This is a genomic window from Pelomicrobium sp. P1 (assembly GCF_052805615.1).
In genome coordinates this window covers 98107-114910 of the sequence record NZ_JBRBEM010000009.1, presented here as the reverse complement: position 1 = coordinate 114910, position 16804 = coordinate 98107, and the positions used below count along the sequence as shown (strand labels likewise).

At 67.5% G+C, this 16804-nt stretch carries 18 protein-coding genes and 1 pseudogene; 8 read left to right on the top strand and 11 right to left on the bottom strand.

Annotation, left to right across the window (positions count from 1 at the left end; genetic code table 11):
- Nucleotides 1–8 precede the first annotated feature (8 nt).
- The 5 genes from narI (at nt 9) to ACUVYZ_RS10470 (ending at nt 2998) form a co-directional block, all read left to right on the top strand.
- A complete protein-coding gene (gene narI, locus ACUVYZ_RS10490; RefSeq protein WP_439934337.1) occupies nt 9–713 on the top strand; it encodes a respiratory nitrate reductase subunit gamma in 705 nt (234 codons plus the stop codon).
- A gap of 111 nt (nt 714–824) precedes the next feature.
- Entirely contained in the window at nt 825–1226 is a 402-nt protein-coding gene (locus ACUVYZ_RS10485; protein ID WP_439934338.1) for a hypothetical protein, read from the top strand.
- Nucleotides 1223–1669, top strand: a complete 447-nt coding sequence (locus ACUVYZ_RS10480; protein WP_439934339.1) for a glycine cleavage system protein H — start codon at nt 1223–1225, stop codon at nt 1667–1669. Before ACUVYZ_RS10485 ends, ACUVYZ_RS10480 begins: the two co-directional genes overlap by 4 nt.
- Nucleotides 1670–1716: 47 nt before the next feature.
- Nucleotides 1717–2418, top strand: coding sequence for a thioredoxin family protein (locus tag ACUVYZ_RS10475; RefSeq protein ID WP_439934446.1), 702 nt, complete (start codon nt 1717–1719; stop codon nt 2416–2418).
- A gap of 37 nt (nt 2419–2455) precedes the next feature.
- A complete protein-coding gene (locus tag ACUVYZ_RS10470) occupies nt 2456–2998 on the top strand; it encodes a hemerythrin domain-containing protein (RefSeq protein WP_439934340.1) in 543 nt (180 codons plus the stop codon).
- 155 nt (nt 2999–3153) lie between these two features.
- Here the strand turns inward: ACUVYZ_RS10470 and ubiT are convergent, their stop codons facing one another.
- The 5 genes from ubiT to ACUVYZ_RS10445 are packed head-to-tail and all read right to left on the bottom strand — an operon-like array spanning nt 3154 to nt 8979.
- Nucleotides 3154–3615 (bottom strand): ubiquinone anaerobic biosynthesis accessory factor UbiT, encoded by a 462-nt coding sequence (gene ubiT / locus ACUVYZ_RS10465; protein WP_439934341.1) that lies wholly within the window; start codon nt 3613–3615, stop codon nt 3154–3156.
- Nucleotides 3612–5216 carry a lipoate--protein ligase family protein gene (locus tag ACUVYZ_RS10460; RefSeq protein WP_439934342.1) on the bottom strand — a complete coding sequence of 535 codons (1605 nt, stop codon included), beginning with the start codon at nt 5214–5216 and terminating at the stop codon, nt 3612–3614. The genes ubiT and ACUVYZ_RS10460 overlap by 4 nt, the downstream gene beginning before the upstream one ends.
- A complete protein-coding gene (gene ubiV / locus ACUVYZ_RS10455) occupies nt 5213–6112 on the bottom strand; it encodes a ubiquinone anaerobic biosynthesis protein UbiV (RefSeq protein WP_439934343.1) in 900 nt (299 codons plus the stop codon). Before ubiV ends, ACUVYZ_RS10460 begins: the two co-directional genes overlap by 4 nt.
- 7 nt (nt 6113–6119) lie before the next feature.
- The gene (gene ubiU, locus ACUVYZ_RS10450; RefSeq protein ID WP_439934344.1) at nt 6120–7115 is read right to left on the bottom strand and encodes a ubiquinone anaerobic biosynthesis protein UbiU; all 996 of its coding nucleotides are present in this window, start codon (nt 7113–7115) and stop codon (nt 6120–6122) included.
- 4 nt (nt 7116–7119) lie between these two features.
- Nucleotides 7120–8979 (bottom strand): radical SAM protein, encoded by a 1860-nt coding sequence (locus ACUVYZ_RS10445; RefSeq protein ID WP_439934345.1) that lies wholly within the window; start codon nt 8977–8979, stop codon nt 7120–7122.
- Between the two features lie 174 nt (nt 8980–9153).
- On the opposite strand from ACUVYZ_RS10445, the gene ACUVYZ_RS10440 reads away from it, so the two are divergent.
- Together ACUVYZ_RS10440 and ACUVYZ_RS10435 are read left to right on the top strand one after the other, a co-directional pair.
- The gene (locus ACUVYZ_RS10440; RefSeq protein WP_439934346.1) at nt 9154–10356 is read left to right on the top strand and encodes an NnrS family protein; all 1203 of its coding nucleotides are present in this window, start codon (nt 9154–9156) and stop codon (nt 10354–10356) included.
- Nucleotides 10353–10838 (top strand): hypothetical protein, encoded by a 486-nt coding sequence (locus ACUVYZ_RS10435; protein ID WP_439934347.1) that lies wholly within the window; start codon nt 10353–10355, stop codon nt 10836–10838. Before ACUVYZ_RS10440 ends, ACUVYZ_RS10435 begins: the two co-directional genes overlap by 4 nt.
- A 32-nt stretch (nt 10839–10870) precedes the next feature.
- Here the strand turns inward: ACUVYZ_RS10435 and ACUVYZ_RS10430 are convergent, their stop codons facing one another.
- The 5 genes and pseudogenes from ACUVYZ_RS10430 to ACUVYZ_RS10410 all read right to left on the bottom strand — a co-directional run bounded on the left by ACUVYZ_RS10430 (nt 10871) and on the right by ACUVYZ_RS10410 (nt 14057).
- Nucleotides 10871–11293, bottom strand: coding sequence for an ACT domain-containing protein (locus ACUVYZ_RS10430; RefSeq protein ID WP_439934348.1), 423 nt, complete (start codon nt 11291–11293; stop codon nt 10871–10873).
- Between the two features lie 155 nt (nt 11294–11448).
- A pseudogene (locus ACUVYZ_RS10425) lies at nt 11449–11769 on the bottom strand (transposase); the annotation flags it as partial.
- 218 nt (nt 11770–11987) lie between these two features.
- A complete protein-coding gene (locus tag ACUVYZ_RS10420) occupies nt 11988–12347 on the bottom strand; it encodes a GIY-YIG nuclease family protein (RefSeq protein WP_439934349.1) in 360 nt (119 codons plus the stop codon).
- A complete protein-coding gene (locus ACUVYZ_RS10415; RefSeq protein ID WP_439934350.1) occupies nt 12344–12805 on the bottom strand; it encodes an aromatic-ring-hydroxylating dioxygenase subunit beta in 462 nt (153 codons plus the stop codon). The genes ACUVYZ_RS10420 and ACUVYZ_RS10415 overlap by 4 nt, the downstream gene beginning before the upstream one ends.
- A 28-nt stretch (nt 12806–12833) precedes the next feature.
- A complete protein-coding gene (locus tag ACUVYZ_RS10410) occupies nt 12834–14057 on the bottom strand; it encodes an aromatic ring-hydroxylating oxygenase subunit alpha (protein ID WP_439934352.1) in 1224 nt (407 codons plus the stop codon).
- A gap of 374 nt (nt 14058–14431) precedes the next feature.
- On the opposite strand from ACUVYZ_RS10410, the gene ACUVYZ_RS10405 reads away from it, so the two are divergent.
- A complete protein-coding gene (locus ACUVYZ_RS10405) occupies nt 14432–15115 on the top strand; it encodes a Crp/Fnr family transcriptional regulator (RefSeq protein ID WP_439934353.1) in 684 nt (227 codons plus the stop codon).
- Between the two features lie 102 nt (nt 15116–15217).
- On the opposite strand, the gene ACUVYZ_RS10400 is transcribed toward ACUVYZ_RS10405, so the two are convergent.
- The gene (locus tag ACUVYZ_RS10400; protein ID WP_439934354.1) at nt 15218–16798 is read right to left on the bottom strand and encodes a cytochrome D1 domain-containing protein; all 1581 of its coding nucleotides are present in this window, start codon (nt 16796–16798) and stop codon (nt 15218–15220) included.
- Nucleotides 16799–16804 lie beyond the last annotated feature (6 nt).

Here is a 16804-nt window from a genome sequence, read left to right as displayed (position 1 = left end):
AAAAGACCATGGCTTACCTCCATCAGTTTCTGTTCGGCATCTATCCCTACATCGCCCTGACCGTGTTCCTGCTGGGCAGCCTGATCCGCTTCGACCGGGGGCAGTACACCTGGAAGAGCGACTCCTCCCAGCTCCTGCGGCGGGGCCAGCTCCGGTGGGGCAGCAACCTGTTCCACGTGGGCATCCTGTTCCTGTTCTTCGGGCACCTGGTGGGCTTATTGACCCCCCATTGGGTCTACGAGCCCTTCCTTGGCGCCGGGACCAAGCAGCTCCTGGCCATGGTTTCCGGCGGCATCGCCGGGCTCATGACCTTCGCCGGGCTGGTGCTGCTGATCCACCGGCGCCTGGCGGAGCCGCGCATCCGCGCCGTCAGCACCCCCATGGACTTCGTGGTGCTGTTCTGGATCCTGATCACCCTGCTGCTGGGGCTTTTGAGCATCGTCTCCTCGGCCCAGCACCCGGATGGGAGCGTGATGCTGGCCCTCTCCGAATGGGCTCAGCGTATCGTCACCTTCCGCGGCGGCGCCGCGGAGGTGATGGCGAGCGCGCCCCTCGTCTTCAAGGTCCACCTGTTCTTCGGGATGACCTTGTTCCTGTTGTTTCCGTTCTCCCGGCTAGTGCACGTGTGGAGCGGCTTCGCCGCGGTGGCCTACCTGTTCCGGCCGTATCAGCTCGTGCGGGCGCGCAGCCTCGCCAGGCGGCCGACGCTTTGAGCTAGATCAAGGGCCCCGCCTCCCTTTCCGGTGTTAAATTAGGAACCCGGTGCGGGCGGGGAAAGCCCGCGCCGGCGTTCGCCTCCGAAATTCCCGAGCCGGCTCGCCGCGATGCACCGTCGAAACAAGCTCTTCGTCGTCATGGGGCTCCTGTGGGGGCTCGCCGGGGGCCTGCTGGCCCTCGTGCACCTCGCCCACCCGGGGCTCGTGCCCGGCAACGTCCCCCGGGCCCACGGCCATTTGATGCTGCTGGGTCTCACCCTCATGACCATTTACGGGGTAGGGCTCCACGTGATCCCCCGCTTCGGGGGCTACCCCTTGCGCTCGGAAAAGCTGGCCAGCTTGCAGTTCTGGCTGGCCAACCTGGGATTACCGGTCATGGTGGCCGGCTGGCTCGGCACCCTGGACGCCCTGGTGGCGATCGGCGGGTTCATGAGCGTCGCCGCCATGGCCCTCTTCGCCGTCAACATGGTCTTCAGCGTGCGGCTGCGCTCGCCCCTGGATGCCCGATGACCGAATACCGGGGCTGCGAGCTTCCTCCCGATCTTTGGTACGACCTGGATTACCTCTGGGTGGCGCCGGAACCCGACGGCACCTATCGCATCGGCATCACCGACCCGTCCCAGACCATGGCCGGGCGGGTGCAGTACGTGACCTTGAAGCCTGTGGGCACCCATCGCCAATGGAAAAAGCCCCTGGCGCGGCTGGAGTCGGGCAAGTGGGCGGGCGGCATCCCGGCGCCCTTCGACGGCGTCATCGTGGCGGTCAACGACCGGGTGCTGGCCGATCCGGGCCTGATCAACATCGCCCCCTACGGCGACGCCTGGCTGGTCAAGATGAAGCCCGATATCCCGGAGCGGGCCCTCGAACATCTGGTCACCGGGGCGGAGGCGGTGGAGAAACTCAAGGCCTGGATCGACCGCTACGACGTCCAGTGCATGCGGTGCGCCCAATGAGTAGCCGGCCGGCAGCCGCGGGTGATGGGGGCTCCCCCGGCCCCAGGATCACGGTGCAGCTCCTGGTATCCGAGTGGTGTCCCACCTGCCCCAGCGCCGAGGCGGTGTGGCGGCAGGTGGCAGCGGAAAAGGACATCCGCTTCGCGGTGGTGGACCTGGCCCAGCCGGAAGGGCGCGAGCTCGCCTCGCGCCTGCGGATCAAGACCGTGCCGGCGGTGGTGATCGACGGGAAGCTGGCGGCGGTCGGGGTGCAGTCGCCGGCGGAGGCGCGGGCCCTGGTGGCGGCCGCCCCTCCCCGGCCTAAAGGGCGCGCCTATCACGTTGGCATGATGCTTTCCCGGGACAATCGGGCCTTCGTGGTCTCGGCGATGGGCTACCTGGTCCTCTCCGGTCTGGCCCTGCTCCTCCAGGGCACGCTCCTCGCCGACGGGGCCACCCGGCCGGTCGCCATGCACCTGTTCGGCGCCGGTTTCGTGTTGATGCTGATCTACGGCTTGGGCGCCCACATGCTGCCCCGGTTCACCGGCAACCCCATCCGCGGCGGGGCCTGGGCCTGGCTCCAGCTCGCCCTCGCCCACGCGGGCGTCGTGGCGTATGCCTCGGGATTCCTCCTGGGATCCCGGTGGCTCGCCGTCGCGGGCAGTCTCGGCATGTGGCTCGCCCTCGCCGTGTTCGCCGGTCGAATCCTTCCGGTTCTCAAGGGAACGGAAGAGACCGGCAAAGGTCTGCCCGTAAGGCAGACCCCGTGAATTGCCGAGAACTTCCGAGAGGAGCGAGTCGATCATCATGAGCGCTTTACCCCGTCCTGCGCCGGGCTTCGACCAGCCCCTGGCGCTGCTGGAAGCTTGCCACGATCGCATCGAAAGCCGCTGTGTCCTGTTGCTGCGGCTGGTGGATCACCTGGAAAAACAGGGGCTGGACGAGGACGCCCGCCTGGCGGCGCGCCAGATCCTGTCCTACTTCGACGACGCCGGGGTGAAACATCACCAGGACGAGGAGCAGGACCTGTTTCCGGTGATGCTGGAGACGGCCGGGGAAGCGCGAGAGGCGCTGGAACGCCTGATCGCCGGGCTGCAGGAGGACCACCGGCAGATGGAGCGGCTGTGGGCCGAGATCCGGGAGCCCCTCGCCGCCATCCGGGACGGGAACGCCGCGGAGCTGGACCTGGACCTGGCGCTGCGCTTCCAGGCCCTGTACCTCCCGCATATCGAGCAAGAGGAGCGGGAGCTCCTGCCCGCGGCCGCACGCCTGCTCACCCCCGAGCAGGTCCGTCGCCTCGGCGCTTCCATGGCGGCTCGCCGGGGCCTGAGGCTTGCGCCTAAGGAGTAGAACCTATCTCAAAATCGGGTAGGGTGCGTTGAGCGCAGCGAAACGCACCGCTGTTTCAGAGGCGTCGCGACGGTGCGCTGAAGCGCACCCTACCGCGCCGGCGATTTTGAGATAGGTTCTAGTCGTATTGGCCAGGGGTGTGCTTTGAGTGGTCGTTAGCCCAAAGGCACAGAGTCTTTCTCCAGCATGGCAGCCACTACGGCGCGAAGCCATGTGGGTGAGCAGTCCATCGCATCCAGCGTATTCTTGATTAGCAATCCCAATTCCGTGTCCCCTTGGAGCACAAGGCGGCGGCTGAAGAACAGGGTATCCGGATCCTCGAGCCTTGCGGCGAGCCGCAAGAAATCCACGGCTTGGGCGCGGAGGGTGAGGTCAGGAGGCTGCCGCCCGGCGCAGGGGCGGAAGCCCTGGGCGGTCAGCATGAACTCGACCCGTAGCCCCAGGTCCTCGGCCACGATGCGGATGCGCCGGCCCTCGATGGGCGCCAGAGCTTCCCGCGGCAGGAGGCTGCCCAGCAGCGCCAGGTTGAGGAGGGCGGCGAAGGCCGCCGACGGGGGATAGGCCGGCAGGCGCGCAAGCAACGCGGCGAGCGGCCGCGGAAACGCCGGCAGGATCACGCGTCCGTCTCCCCGGCCGAAGGCTCGTTGCGCGGCCGCGGCGGAACGAAGCGCATCACCTTGGCCAGAAGCGGCGCGTCGAGCCGCGCCTGGGCCTGGAAGCGCCCTTGATAAGCCGCCGCCTCCTGCTGGAGCTCGTAGCAGTTGGAGCCGGAGACGTCCATGAGCACCGCGGGGAGCCCGGCGTCGGCAAACGCCCGGTGGCGCTTGAGGTAGAAATGGCTGCAGCACATGCCCACGTAGGCAGCCCCTTCCTGCCGCAGCGCGTCCAGCGTCTCCAACAGATGCTCGTACTTGGTGACGGTGATGACCCGCATGCCCCGCTGCCGGGCCATGCGGTAGGCGTCCCCCACCTCGCACTTGCCGCACTCGGAGCAGCCGTCCCGATGGCGCCACTTGCACCAGACGGGCTTGGCGCAATAAGGCACCAGCATCACCGCCGCCCGGCCGAGGATCGTCTCGGCGGACGACCCATCCGGGCTGTGGATCATGACCGCGTTGGCCTCGGCGTGGGAGAGATCGGCCGCGTCCTGGAGGCGGCGGGTGTCCAGGGCAAGCCGGGCGAGCCGCGCCAAGTCTTGCGCCGCGAGCCCCGGCACTTCCACGGCGCCCGCTTCGATCAGTCCGGCGGCGCGCGCTACCCCGTCCTCCAGCGGCCACCCTCGCAGGCAGGCCGCCAACCGCTCCAGGGCCTCGCCGGGCTGGGCGTGGAGATCGGCGGCGAGCCGCACCTCGCCGAAAACGCGGGCGCCAGCGTCCACCTCGGCCTGCAGGCGCAGGGTGCTGGATTTCGCTTTGGTCAACACCTCGATCACGCCCGGTCCCGGCTCGGGCCATTCCACGAACCCGACCGCGCGACCCTCGTGGGCGAGGAGCGCCGGCGAGACCCGGACCGGAGCGGGCTCGATCGGCGCTGAAACCGGCCGCCAGCCGAATGCCTCGGCGATGGCTTCAGCGATCGCCTGGTGAATCGCCGAAAGAGGCGGCGCGCCGCCCGGTTGCTCGGCGAGGGTGGTGAGGCGGTCGCGGGCGGCGGCCAGGCCGTCCGGGGAAAGCTTCTCGGTGGGCACCCGTAACACTTCCAGCATCGCCTGGACGTCCACGTCCAAAAGGACCGTCCCGTGCACGAGCCACGCGCCCCCTTCCCGCACCGCGAACACGCTGGCGAGCTTGCGGCCGCCGATCTCCAGGTCGTTGGGCGCCTTGATCCGAACGGTGATTCCGAGGGAGGCAAGGGCTTGCGCTAGCGCCGCGGCGGCGTTCGCCAGCATGGATGGGAGGGAGAAAGGGCCGGCGAACGCGGACCCGGGCGCCACGAGGCTGAAGCCCGCTTGCCGGGGATCCAGGTACAGGGCGCCGCCGCCGGTCATGCGGCGGGCGACGTCGACGCCGCGGCGCGCGCAGACGTCCAACCGCAGCTCCCGTGGGGCGGCCTGGAAACGGCCCAGGCTTGCGGTGGGGAGGCTGCGGTGGAAGCGCAAGGTGGGACCGCGCCTTGCCGCGGCGCACGAGCGCAGCCACTGCCGGTCCAGGGCGTGGTTCTCCCGTCCGGGCCGAAGCCCCGTGTCCACGATCTGAAGCGGAAGGGATCCCATCTTCATGGCCTCGCCTGTCCGCGCCACCCCATGCCGGCGCCCCCGCGCCAGTAGCCGTCGCAGGGCGCCCCGGGCATGAGGGATTCGAGGGCCGCCAGGGCGGCCCGCAAATCCATGGTGCCATCCAGCACGGAGCGGAACACTTCGAGGACACGCCCCGTGTAGCGGGCCTGGGGGCTTACCCGGACGACATCGACGCGGAGCGCCCGCAGCTCGTCGAGGACCGGCAGCAGGTTGAGCACCTGGGCCGACAGGGTCTGGACGCCGTTCAACGTGAGGAACGGCTCGCCCTCCTGGGTGAAGAGGGAGAGCCCTTCCGGGTGGTCCAGGCAGCGGAACCGGCAATCGTCCTTCTGCAGGTTGTAGTGCCGCGCGGTGAAGCAGCGGGCGGAGAAGGCCAGGGGCAGCCGGCCGTAGACCCACGCTTCGGTCGCCACGCCCGGGGGGCGCTCCGCCTGGAGCGCCGCGAGGGCCGCTTGCGACATCTCCACCGGGACGACGAAGCGCACGGCACCCAGCTCGGCGAGGACGCCCAGGGTAGCTGGGTTGTAGACGTTGAGATGGGCGCCGGCGACGAAAGGCCCGCGGCCGGCGAGGCACTTGACCGCCGCCATGTCGTTGGCTTCCACTAGGAAGCAGCCGTTGGAAACGATGCGGCGCAGCGACTTCAGATCCGATTCCGATTCCACCAGGGCCTGGGTGGAGAGGACCACCTCCTTGCCGGCGGCGGCGAGCCGCTCCCCCAGGGCCAGCCAGTCCGGCAGCCGCAGGCTGTGGCGGCGGGAGCACACCGTCTCGCCCAGGTAGACGACGTCCAGCGGCGCCCGGGCGACCTCGTCGTAGAACGCGAAAAGCCGCTCCGCGCTCCAGTAGTAGAGGACCGGGCCCAGGGCCAGCTTCATGACGACATCATTTCCACGGCCGGTGATAGGCGCCCAGGGTACACTGCTGTCCTTCGGACACTGCGGCCAGCGCCTGGGCCCATTCGCGCCGTACGGCATAAGCGGCGGGATCCCGGCGGCAGGCGTCGATGGCCGCGCGCCACACCCGGGTGATTTGCTCCACGTAGGCCGGGCTGCGCTGGCGCCCCTCCAGCTTGATGGCGGCCACCCCCATGGCGGCGAGCTTCGGCAGGAGCGCCAGGGTATTCAGGCTCACCGGCTCCTCGAAGGCGTAGTACGCCTGGCCTGCCACCCGGTAGCGGCCTTTGCACAGGGTGGGGTAGCCCGCCTTTTCGCCGGGGGCGAAGCGGTTGACCAGCACCGGCCCGACGCGGGTGTCCATGCCTTCGCCCCGGGGCTCCCAGCGCACCGAGCGCGCCGGCGAGCAGGCGCCGGCGGTGTTGGGGGACTCGCCGGTCACGAACGAGGACAGCACGCAGCGTCCTTCCACCATCACGCACAGGCCTCCGAAGCCGAACACCTCGATCTCCACCGGGGTGCGGGCCACCACCTGCTCCACCTGGGCGAGGGAGAGGACGCGGGGCAGCACCGCGCGCCGGATGCCGAAGAGCTCCCGGTACAGCTCGATCGCCTCGTAGCTGGTGGCCGAGCCCTGTACCGAGAGATGCAGGGCGAGTCGCGGATGGGCGGTGGCCGCGTAGCGTAGGAGTCCCAGGTCGGCCAGGATCACCGCGTCCGCGCCCACGTCGGCGGCCCGGTCCACCGCGTCGGTCCAACGGCGCCAGCTTTGAGTCTGGGGATAGGTGTTGATCGCCACCAGCACCCGCGCTCCGCGGGCGTGGGCGTAGGCGATGCCCTGCCGAGCCGCGGCGGCGTCGAAGTTGAGGCCGGCGAAATTGCGCGCGTTGGTTTCGTCGCGAAAGCCGATGTAGACCCAGTCGGCGCCGTGGTCCACCGCCGCCTTGAGGGCGGGTAGGGTGCCGGCGGGGCAGACCAGCTCCATCGCGCTACCGGGAGTCGGGCTCCAGCGCTAGGTGGAACACCGACGAATCGATCTCGATGCCGCCCCGGGCCGCTTCGCCCACCACCACTCGCACCCGGTCGCCGTAGCGGGCGAGGCGCCGCAGGAATCGGTCGAGCCACAGCCGCTCCTTGCCCTGGAGACGGTTCACGTACAGGGTGAGCGTGGAGGGCGTGCACCCCAGGATGCGCCGGGCATGCCGCGCCGCGCGCCGGTAGAAACGGTGGTCGAGCCATCCTTCCAGCCGCAGGGACAAGCCGGAGCGGTTGAGTTCCAGCCCGGCGCGGCCCTGGGCGAGATAGCGCGCGAGAGCCTGGCGCATGACGGCGAAGCGGGCGGCGAGACCTTCGGGCGCCGCCTGCTCGCCGAAGCGCCGCTCGATGAAGGCCCGCATGGAGAGCGCGCAGATCCAGTCCACTACGGCCAGGGGCATTTTCCTGGGCGAGCGCCACGGCAGGCTCTTCAGAAACCACGCTGTGCGCTTCAGGCCTCCCGGCAGCACGCCGCGCACGAGCAGTCGCGCGACGATTCCCACCTGCTGCAGGGGACCGTACTCGCCGCTGTACACGGGCGCGGCCATGTGGGCAAGCTTGTTGGCGATGCGTCGGGCGATGGCCTCGTCGGCCAGCAGACGGCGGTAGAGGGCCTGGTAGCCCTCGATCATGGCGTCGTAGCTCATGCCCTTCGGCACCACGTTGGTGGCGGGGCGGGTGTTGTCCACCTCGTTCATCCCTTCCCGCAGCCGGCCTTCGGCGGCGAGCCGGGCGTGGAGGGGCGTCTTGGGCAGGGCGGTGAGGAGTCCCACCATGGCCGCCTGGATGCCCGCCTCGGTGATGAAGCGGTATTGCAGCTCGAAGGTCTGTTCCGTATCGGCGTCGAAGCCGACGATGAAGCCCCCCAGCACGTCGATGCCGTGGGCGTAAATGCGCTGGATCGAGGTGAGGATGTCCTCGTGGGTGTTCTGGGTCTTGCGGATCTCCTTGAGCGCCGCCGGGTCGGGGGATTCGATGCCGATGAACACCCAGTTGAATCCCGCTTCCCGCAGGAGCCGCAGCAGCTCCGGATCCTGGGCCACGTTGAGGGAGACTTGGGCGCCGAAGCGGAAGCGGTGGCGGTGGCGGGCCTGGTAGTCGATCAGGTGCCGCAGCAGCTCCCGGGCGAGGGCCCGGTGGCCGATCAGGTTGTCGTCCACGAAGAAGAGGTTGCGCACCCCTTGGGCGCGCAGCGCGTCCAGCTCCCGCTCCACCTGGGCCAGGGTCTTGTAACGGGGCTTGCGGCCGAACATGACGATGATGTCGCAGAACTCGCACAGGTACGGGCAACCCCGGGACACCTGGAGGGTGGCGGTGGTGTAGCGCGCGAGCTTGAGCAGGTCGAAGCGGGGCGTGGGGGAGTGCCGGAGATCCACCACACCGGTTTCGCGGTAGAGCCGTTCGGGCCGCCCCGCCTCTAGGTCGGCGCAAAAGCGCGGCCAGAGGTATTCCGCCTCCCCCGCTACCACCGTATCGGCCAGCTCCAGGTAGCGCTCCGGCACCAGGGAGGCGTAGCTTCCCCCGACCACCGTGCGGTAGCCGGCGGCCCGGTAGTAGCGCAGGAGTTCCTGTTGCCGGGCGAACTGCACCCCCATGCCGGCGATACCGATCAAGTCCGCTTGAGGCGCGAGGGGAAGGGGCTCCACGTTCTCGTCCACGATGGTCACTTTCCAGTGGGCGGGCGTGAGGGCGGCGAGGGTGGCGAGTCCCAGGGGCGGATTGACGGCGCGCTTTCCGGGCAGCACCCGGTCCACCGCCCAGCGGAAGCTCCAGAAGCTTTCTGGGTAGCGGGGATTGATGAGCAGCAATCGCATGGGACGCAGAGGCTAGCCAAAGGGATGTGGAAGGGCAATACGGTTCGGGCCCGCAGGCGCCGGAATCTCACACTTTTTTGATCTCGATCAAAAGATCGTTACAGGAGGGAGCCGGCACGGGGCGACAGCGGATAGAATGAGACCGATTCTTGGAGTTGTTCCGTTGCCTCGCCCATGGCTAGGCTGCATCTCACCGCCGCGCCCCACCGCACCTGGTTCTTCGCCGGGGCGGTGCAGCTCATCGCCACCATGGGGTGGTGGATGGGGGAACTGGGCGCGCGCTACGGGGGCTGGTTTTCGCCCCCCGCCTGGACCATGCCGCCGGGATGGCTACACGCCTATGTCATGCTCTACGGCGTGTTCCCTTTCTTCATCTTTGGCTTTCTGATGACCGCGGTGCCCAACTGGCTGGGGGAGGGGAGCATTCCCAAGGCGTGCTATGTCCCGGCCGCCGGATTGATGCTGGCGGGGGCGCTCGCGACTTATGCCGGGACGACGGCGGGGTCCGCTTTCCTGCTCTTGGGAACGGGACTCGCCCTGGCCGGCTGGGCGCTGGCCTGGAGCGGGCTCTTCGATCTGGTGCGGCGGACGACTCGCCCCGACCGGCGCTATCCCATAGTTGTACTCACCCTGACTGCCGTCGGGTTCATCCTACATGCTTGCGTTTTCGCCTGGCTTGCCAGCGGAAAGACGTTTCTCTTCCAGCTTGCCCGCACGGGGGCAGTGTGGTTCTTCCTCCTGCCCCTGTTCTTCAACGTGAGCCACCGCATGATTCCGTTCTTCTCCAGCCGGGCGCTGCCGGATTATCCGGTCGTGCGGCCGTCCTGGAGCGTGCCCCTCTTCACCGCCGCCTCGCTGGCCCACGGGGTGCTGGAGCTCTCGGGGCTCGCGGCCTGGACTTGGATCCCGGACGGCGCCATGCTGGCGGTGGTCTTGTACCTGCTGGCGGCCTGGCAGGGCTGGCGCAGCCTCCCCGTGCCGCTGCTCTCCATGCTGCACATCGCCTTCGCCGTGCTGGCCCTGGCCATGGCGCTACACGTGCTTCAGAGCCTGGCCTGGCTCGGTGGGCGGGCGGTGCTGGGGCTCGCGCCGCTGCACCTGCTCGCCATCGGCTACTTCTCGGCCACGCTGCTCGCTATGGTGTCCCGCGTCTCCCTCGGCCATTCAGGACGGCCCCTGGTGGCGGACCGGCTCACCTTCGCCTGCTTCCTGGGCGTGCTGGCGTCCGCTGCCGTGCGGGTGGCGGCGGACCTGGCGCCCGGGGCCCCCTGGCTCATGCCAGCGGCGGCCCTGCTCTGGCTCGTCGCCTTCGGGGCGTGGGCCTGGCGCTACGTTCCGTTCTACTTTCTCCCCCGGGCGGACGGGCGGCCGGGATGAGCGTCGAATCCTTGGCCACCGCGCGGGTGCTCCACGTCCTCGGGGTTGTGCTCTGGATTGGCGGCGTCGCCATGGTGACCACCGTACTGCTGCCGGCGGTGCGGCGCCTGAAGCGGCCGGAGGAGCGCGTGGAGTTCTTCGAGCGGATCGAGCGGCGCTTCGCCGCCCAGGCCCGGGTTACCACCTTGATCACCGGCCTGAGCGGCTTTTATCTCGTGCATGCCCTGGGGGCGTGGAGCCGCTTCGGCGCGGCCGCGTTCTGGTGGATGCACGCCATGGTGGCGGTGTGGGCGCTCTTCACCCTGATGCTGTTCGTGCTGGAGCCCCTGTGGCTGCACCGGTGGTTTCTCGAGCGGGCGAAGCGCGATCCGGAGGGCACCTTCCGGCGGGTCCAGCGGCTGCACTGGGTGCTGCTGGCACTGAGCCTCGTCACCATCGCCGGCGCCGTGGCGGGAAGCCACGGGTGGCTGGTGTTCGGCTGAAGGGGGCGCTGCGCCGGGCCGCGGGCGGCCCGTCAGGCCTTTTTCAGGATTTCCATCGCCTTCTCGGCGTCTTCCAGCGAATCCACCCCCACGTAGGCGACGAACTGGGTGCCGATCACGGAGGCGGAGAATCCGTGGAGATTGATCCCCGCGTCGGCGAGCTTCTGGGTCAGCTCCGCGGCGATTCCCGGCCGGTCCTGGCCCATCACTCGAACGGAATGGAGACGCTGGGTCACGTTGAAACCCACTGTCGCGGCGGCGCGGACTTCCCTGTCGCCCTGCAGCGGCGTGACGAACACCACCGCGGTCCCGGGTTTCTCCGGAGCGCGCCGCGAGATGATGAATTGCAGGTTCGCCCCCGCTTGGCTCAGGATGGCGAGCACTCCCGCCAGCGCGCCCGGCTTGTCCGGCATGCTGGCCGCCCATACGTCGACAAGCTCGACAAGAAGATCCATGGCATTTCTCCTCCTGCGGCCTATAGCCTATTTAAATTTAGGCCACGGTCGCGCGGGAGGCAAATTCCAGGTGGGGCAGCCCCCTTGCACTTTCACCTCATTTCAGGGGTGTCCTCGTGGCATATCCGGGTTATTGATCCGGCAATCAAATGTTTTCACGCGGCATAGCGCACGGGTTCATGTTCGAAGTATTTGCGAACACGTTGCGGTGACTGCTGGAGTTTGCGCAGATGGCTGATGGCCGCCTTTTTCGGCTGAGCTTGACTGCGTGCCGGCGCGCGCCGCGTTACGCCGTCCTTGAGGTCGGCATTTAGGCATTCGTCCGGGTCAAGCTCCGGGTTGTGGCTCGGCAGGTAGAACACTTCGATCTGCTCCTCGTGGTTGGCCAGCCAGTCTTTCACCTTACGGGCACGATGCACCTTGAGGTTGTCGAGGATGGGGAACACCTTGCGGTCGGTATCCTTGACCAGCCGCCTGCCAAGTACGCCCGGTGTGCCGCCATCACCGTCGGCACCGAAAGCTCCACCTGTGCGGCAACCTCACGCAGCAGCAACCCGCGCTCCCGAAGTTTGACTGCGCGCCGACGGCGCTCGTTGAGCACCGCCAACGGCAGTTTTCGTGCGCCTGTCTTGTCCATGCCCCTTTGGCAACCACAAACCAGAAAGGTCCAAACTTCATGTTGCCGGGTCAATAATCAGCTTTGGAACTTGAGGTGGCTGCCGCATCGCGCGTGGCAGTCGCCGGCGCCGAAGCCCGGAATGATGACGCGGCCCGGCATGGAACGATTCACTGGGCATTCCGCGGCGTCGAAGCAGCGGATCCCCACGACCCGTGCCTCGGGCGCCGCCAGCAGATAATCGATATGCCAGTGCAACCGCTTGTTGCGGGACAGGTGGCGCCTTAGCCGGGCCGCCGGATGGCGCCCGGCGCTGCCCGTGTAAGCGTAGCGGCCGGCGGGAAAATCGAACGTACCCAGCCGGCCCACCCGAATCCGGGCGGGCCGGACGAGCACGATTAGGAGCTGGTAGGTCCGGCAGGACGAGTCGCGGATCAAAACGGAACGTGGTATCCCCAACCGAGGTCCCGGGTATCCAGCTTCACCCATCGCTCCTTGAGCCGCAGCTCGCCGCCTTCCACGGCCACCGTATCCACGTATTTCCCCACCGCGAACAGGCTGGTCGCGCCGCCGTCCAGATTGGTCTTGAAGACCTGGAGGGCCGAGGTGACCTTGGCGGTGCCGCCGTTCATTTCCACCTTGTACACGGTGGCGTTGCGGGTGAGGGGCGAACGGTCGCTGTTGTGCTTGGGCAGCATCTTGAGCAGGAATTCCTCGAACTCCTTCCGGTCCCGGTCCAGCCAGGTCATTTCCTTCTGGATCTCCGGGCTGTAGGCGGAGAGCCGGTAGCGGAACTCGGGATCGCACAGCGCCATGAAGCCGGCGAAGTCCTTGTCGTCCATGAGCATGCAGGTGGAGTAAATGAACTCCTCGATATGGGAGCGTTCAACGGTCATGGTTTGCCTCCTATTGAGCCTTCGGTCTTCAAGCTACCCGGGCGGTCGCCTCGTCCTTGAGCATCGGCTGGGCGGGACTGCGGCCCATGCGCCGCCCCCATTCGGCGATGTAGTGGCGCATGCCGATCTCGTCGTGGATGGTAGCGTTCTCTTCGCGCGCCTGCAGCACGTACATGGGTTGAGAGTCTCTGGCCATGGCGACGCCCTGGCCGGAGGAGGCCAGCAGGTCCTCGTGCAGGTTGCGGCCGAACGGTCCCCAGATGGTGGCGGCGTCCCGCTCCCGCTGCCGGCGCTCTTCTGGCGTGTCCCGCTTCAAGCCCAGGGCGCGGAACTCCAGGAGCACCCGGTCCGGGGCGAGGGGAATGTAGCTGTCGATGCGCAGTACCGAAGTGCGCAGGTTGAGGGTGATCGCCGGGAAGAGATCGACGAGCTTCCAGCCCTTGGGCGGCAGATGGGGCCATCCCAGGTCCGTAGAGTGACTGCTGCCGGCATAGGCACCATAGTTCACGTTCATGGAGCCCACCGTGGCGTGTCCATTGGGGTAGGCGGTGTACTTGCGCTGGAAGTAGCCGGACTTGGGGTCCAGCATGCCGGTAATACGGTTATAGATGTGCAGATAATCGTGATAGAACTCGCTGTTAGTGTCGTGAATCAGCTTGTAGTTGGTGTTGAGCGTCGCCTGGTAATACCAAAAGGTCTCCATCGGTTCGGCGGTGAGCTCAGGCAGCATGTAGTCCAGGGCTTCGCCGATAAAACTGGACAAGGGTTCGCAGTTGTCGTCCAGGTTGACCCATACGAAACCGCCATAGGCAACCTCGGTGCGCACTTCCTTGAGCGCTACGTCTGCCTTGCACACCCGGTCCTGGTAGCCCTCCTTCTCCCGGGGAATGTCGACGCAGTCCCCATGGCCGTTGAATGCCCACTGGTGGAAGATGCAGGTCAAGTACTTGGAGCTGCCGGACGGCTCGTAGACGATCAGGTTCCCCCTGTGGGGGCAGATGTTGTAGAAGGTCCGGACCTTTCCGTCTTCGCCCCGCACGATCACCAGGGGTGTGCCGCCGGGATGGCGGTAGGTGCGGAAGTCGTAGGGGTTGGGCAGCTCGCTTTCGTGGCACGCGAGATGCCACACCTTCTTGAAGATCTTCTCCTTCTCTTCCTCGAAGATCTCCTCGCTCGAATAGATGATGGGATCCACGTAATGGGTGGGGGGAAGCTTGGGTCGCTTTAGCCATTCCGAGGTGGTACGTGCCATGGGTCGCCTCCTTTGTAGTGAGAACGGAACTTAATAACCACAACAGGAGTGTGGTTAAACGCGACTCACGCATAGCCCGTGCCAGCTCGCGGCTTACGAGCTTATGGCTATGATGTAATTAAACATTTACCGTCCGGAGGCGGAAGAAAAGCGGCGAGCGTGTTTCCGCCGGAAACATCCTCGCGAAACGGTGCTGCGAATGGATAAAAGGAAGGGGGAGCGTGGGGACGGCAAGGGTCCCCCCGGATGCTTCATCCGGTCGGGGGGAACGCGGGAACCCCGCCCCCGGGAGCGCTGCGCTTCATGCAGGGGTTTTTCCATCCCTTTGCCTTGGGACATAATCAGCGCTGCCCAACCAGCCTATCCGCCGCATCGTGAAGCCTCTCGATACCCGCGCCTTCCTGATGAACCTGCCCCTGTTCCGCGAGCTGGAAGCGGAGGAGATCGAGCGCGTCGCCCAGTCCACCCAGCAGGTCCGCGCCCTGCGGGGGGAGATTCTCTTCAAGCGGGGCGATCCCTGCACCGGCATCCATGCCCTGGTGTACGGGCAGGTCAAGCTCTCGTTCACTTCCCCCCAAGGCGACGAGAAGGTAGTGGACATCATCGGGCCCGGCGAGACCTTCGGCGAGGCGCTGATGTTCATGGACAAGCCCTACATCGTCTCGGCCCAGGCGCTGGCCGATTCCCTGCTCCTGCACGTCTCGAAGGCGGCGATCTTCGAGGAGCTGGAGCGGGACCCGGCTTTCGCCCGCAGGATGCTGGCGGGCTTGAGCTGGCGCCTGCACAGGCTGGTGCGGGACGTGGAGGCCTACTCCCTGCGCTCCGGCACCCAGCGGGTCATTGGCTACCTGCTGCGGGACGAGCAGGAACAGCCCGAAGCGGGACCTTTCCGGGTCACCCTGCCGGCGAGCAAGGGGATCATCGCCTCCCGCCTGAACCTCACGCCCGAGCACTTCTCCCGCATCCTCCACGATCTCGCCGCGGCCGGGCTGATCGAGGTGGAAGGCCGCACCATCACCATCAAGGAAGTGGAGAAGCTGCGCGCCTACGACCGGTAGTCTCTTGGGGCGCGTGAAGCGAAGCGAAACGCATCGAATAACGCCGGCCACCGGCGCGCCGAGGCTCACCTTATAGTGGGAGCGATTTCGAGTCGGGCTCGGTCAATGGGAGGTTCCTGCCGAGCGGGTGATTTTGTTGTACACGTTGTATTTTCCCGAGGGCTTGTTCATCGGGATGCGCTTGACCTCCTGCAGGTGCTCGGCGTCGTACACCACCAGGGCGCCGTCGTTTTCCCACACGCTCACCAGGGCGTAGCGGCCGTCCCGGGTAAACTCCACGTGGGCGGCGGTTTTGCCGGGGGCGGGACGCAGGGTGGCGACGATTTCCAGTCGCTCCTTGTCGATCACGTGCAGCGCGTCTCGGTGCGGCCCGAAGAACACGTCGACCCAGGCGTAGCGCGTCCCCTCGTGGCTGCGCAGGAAGAAGCCCGGGCCCAGGGTCTCGATCTGCTTGACGATCTTCCAGCTCCCCATGTCGATCACGCTCACCAGGCCCTGCTTGAGATTGGGGGTGGCGAGCACCGGCCGGCCTTCCCGGGTCCAGGCGATGCCGGAGCCGAGGTGGGGCAGCCCCGGCAGGTCCAGGTCCGCGATCTTGCGGCGCACGTCCAGGTTGACCACCCGGGCACCCGACCCGTCCCGGGAGGCGCCGATGACATAAGCATAGCTCGGATCGAAGAAGAAATCGTCCAGGTAGTCGTCCAGCTCGGTGACCCGCACCGGGAACGGTTCCCGCTCGGCGAGCGCCTCGCCCATGCGGTAGTCGTGCACGTAGCCGCGGTAGACCGGAGGGGCGTTCTCGGCGTAGGGAATCTCCCAGATCTGCTTGAGGTCCTTGAGGGCGGCGACGAAGCTGCCCCGCGGCGCGGCGTCGTAGACGGCGGAGACGCGGGAGCTCACGCCTTTTCCGTCCTCCACCGGGATCACCTTGAGCAGACGGAGATCGTGTGCATCGAGGGCCACCAGCGTGTGGGGCAGGTAGTTCGCCACCATCACGTAGCGCCCGTCGCCGGAAACCGCCAGATTGCGGGTGTTGATCCCGGCGCGGACCTCCGCCACGGTGGCGAGGGCGTAGAGGTCGTACTTGGAGATCCAGCCGTCCCGGGAGGCGAAATACACGAAGCGGCCGTCGGGGGAGAACTTGGGACCGCCGTGCAGGGCGAAGCGGGTGGGAAAGCGGGCAATCGGCTCGAAGCGGTCGCCGTCCAGAATGGTGGCGTGGTGGTCCCCGGCCTCCACCACCACGAACAGGTTCAAGGGATCGGCGCCATGGACCGGGCGGGGTGGGAGCGTTTCCGGCGCGCGATGGACGACCCGCGAGGCGCGGATCTCTGTCTCGCCCCACACCGGCCGCGTCCGGGGCGGCGCGTACACGTAGTCGGCGAGGCGCGCGATTTCCTGGGCGGCGAGGGTGCCGGCGAAACCCGGCATCTGGGTCGCCGCGCGCCCCTGGGCGATGACCCGCTCGGCCTCCGCTTTCTTTAGCCGCGCGAGGTTCTCCGGCAGCAGCGCCGGTCCCATGCCTCCCAGGCGCTCGGCGCCGTGACAGGCGGCGCAGTGCCGCCGGTAGAGCTCGGCGGCGTCGTCTTCCGCACCCCGGGACGGGGCCGTGGAGAGCCCGGCGAGCGCGAAAACGGCGAAAGCAAGGGCCAGCGGCCGGTTCCTGGGAAATGGCAGTGTCATGGTTTG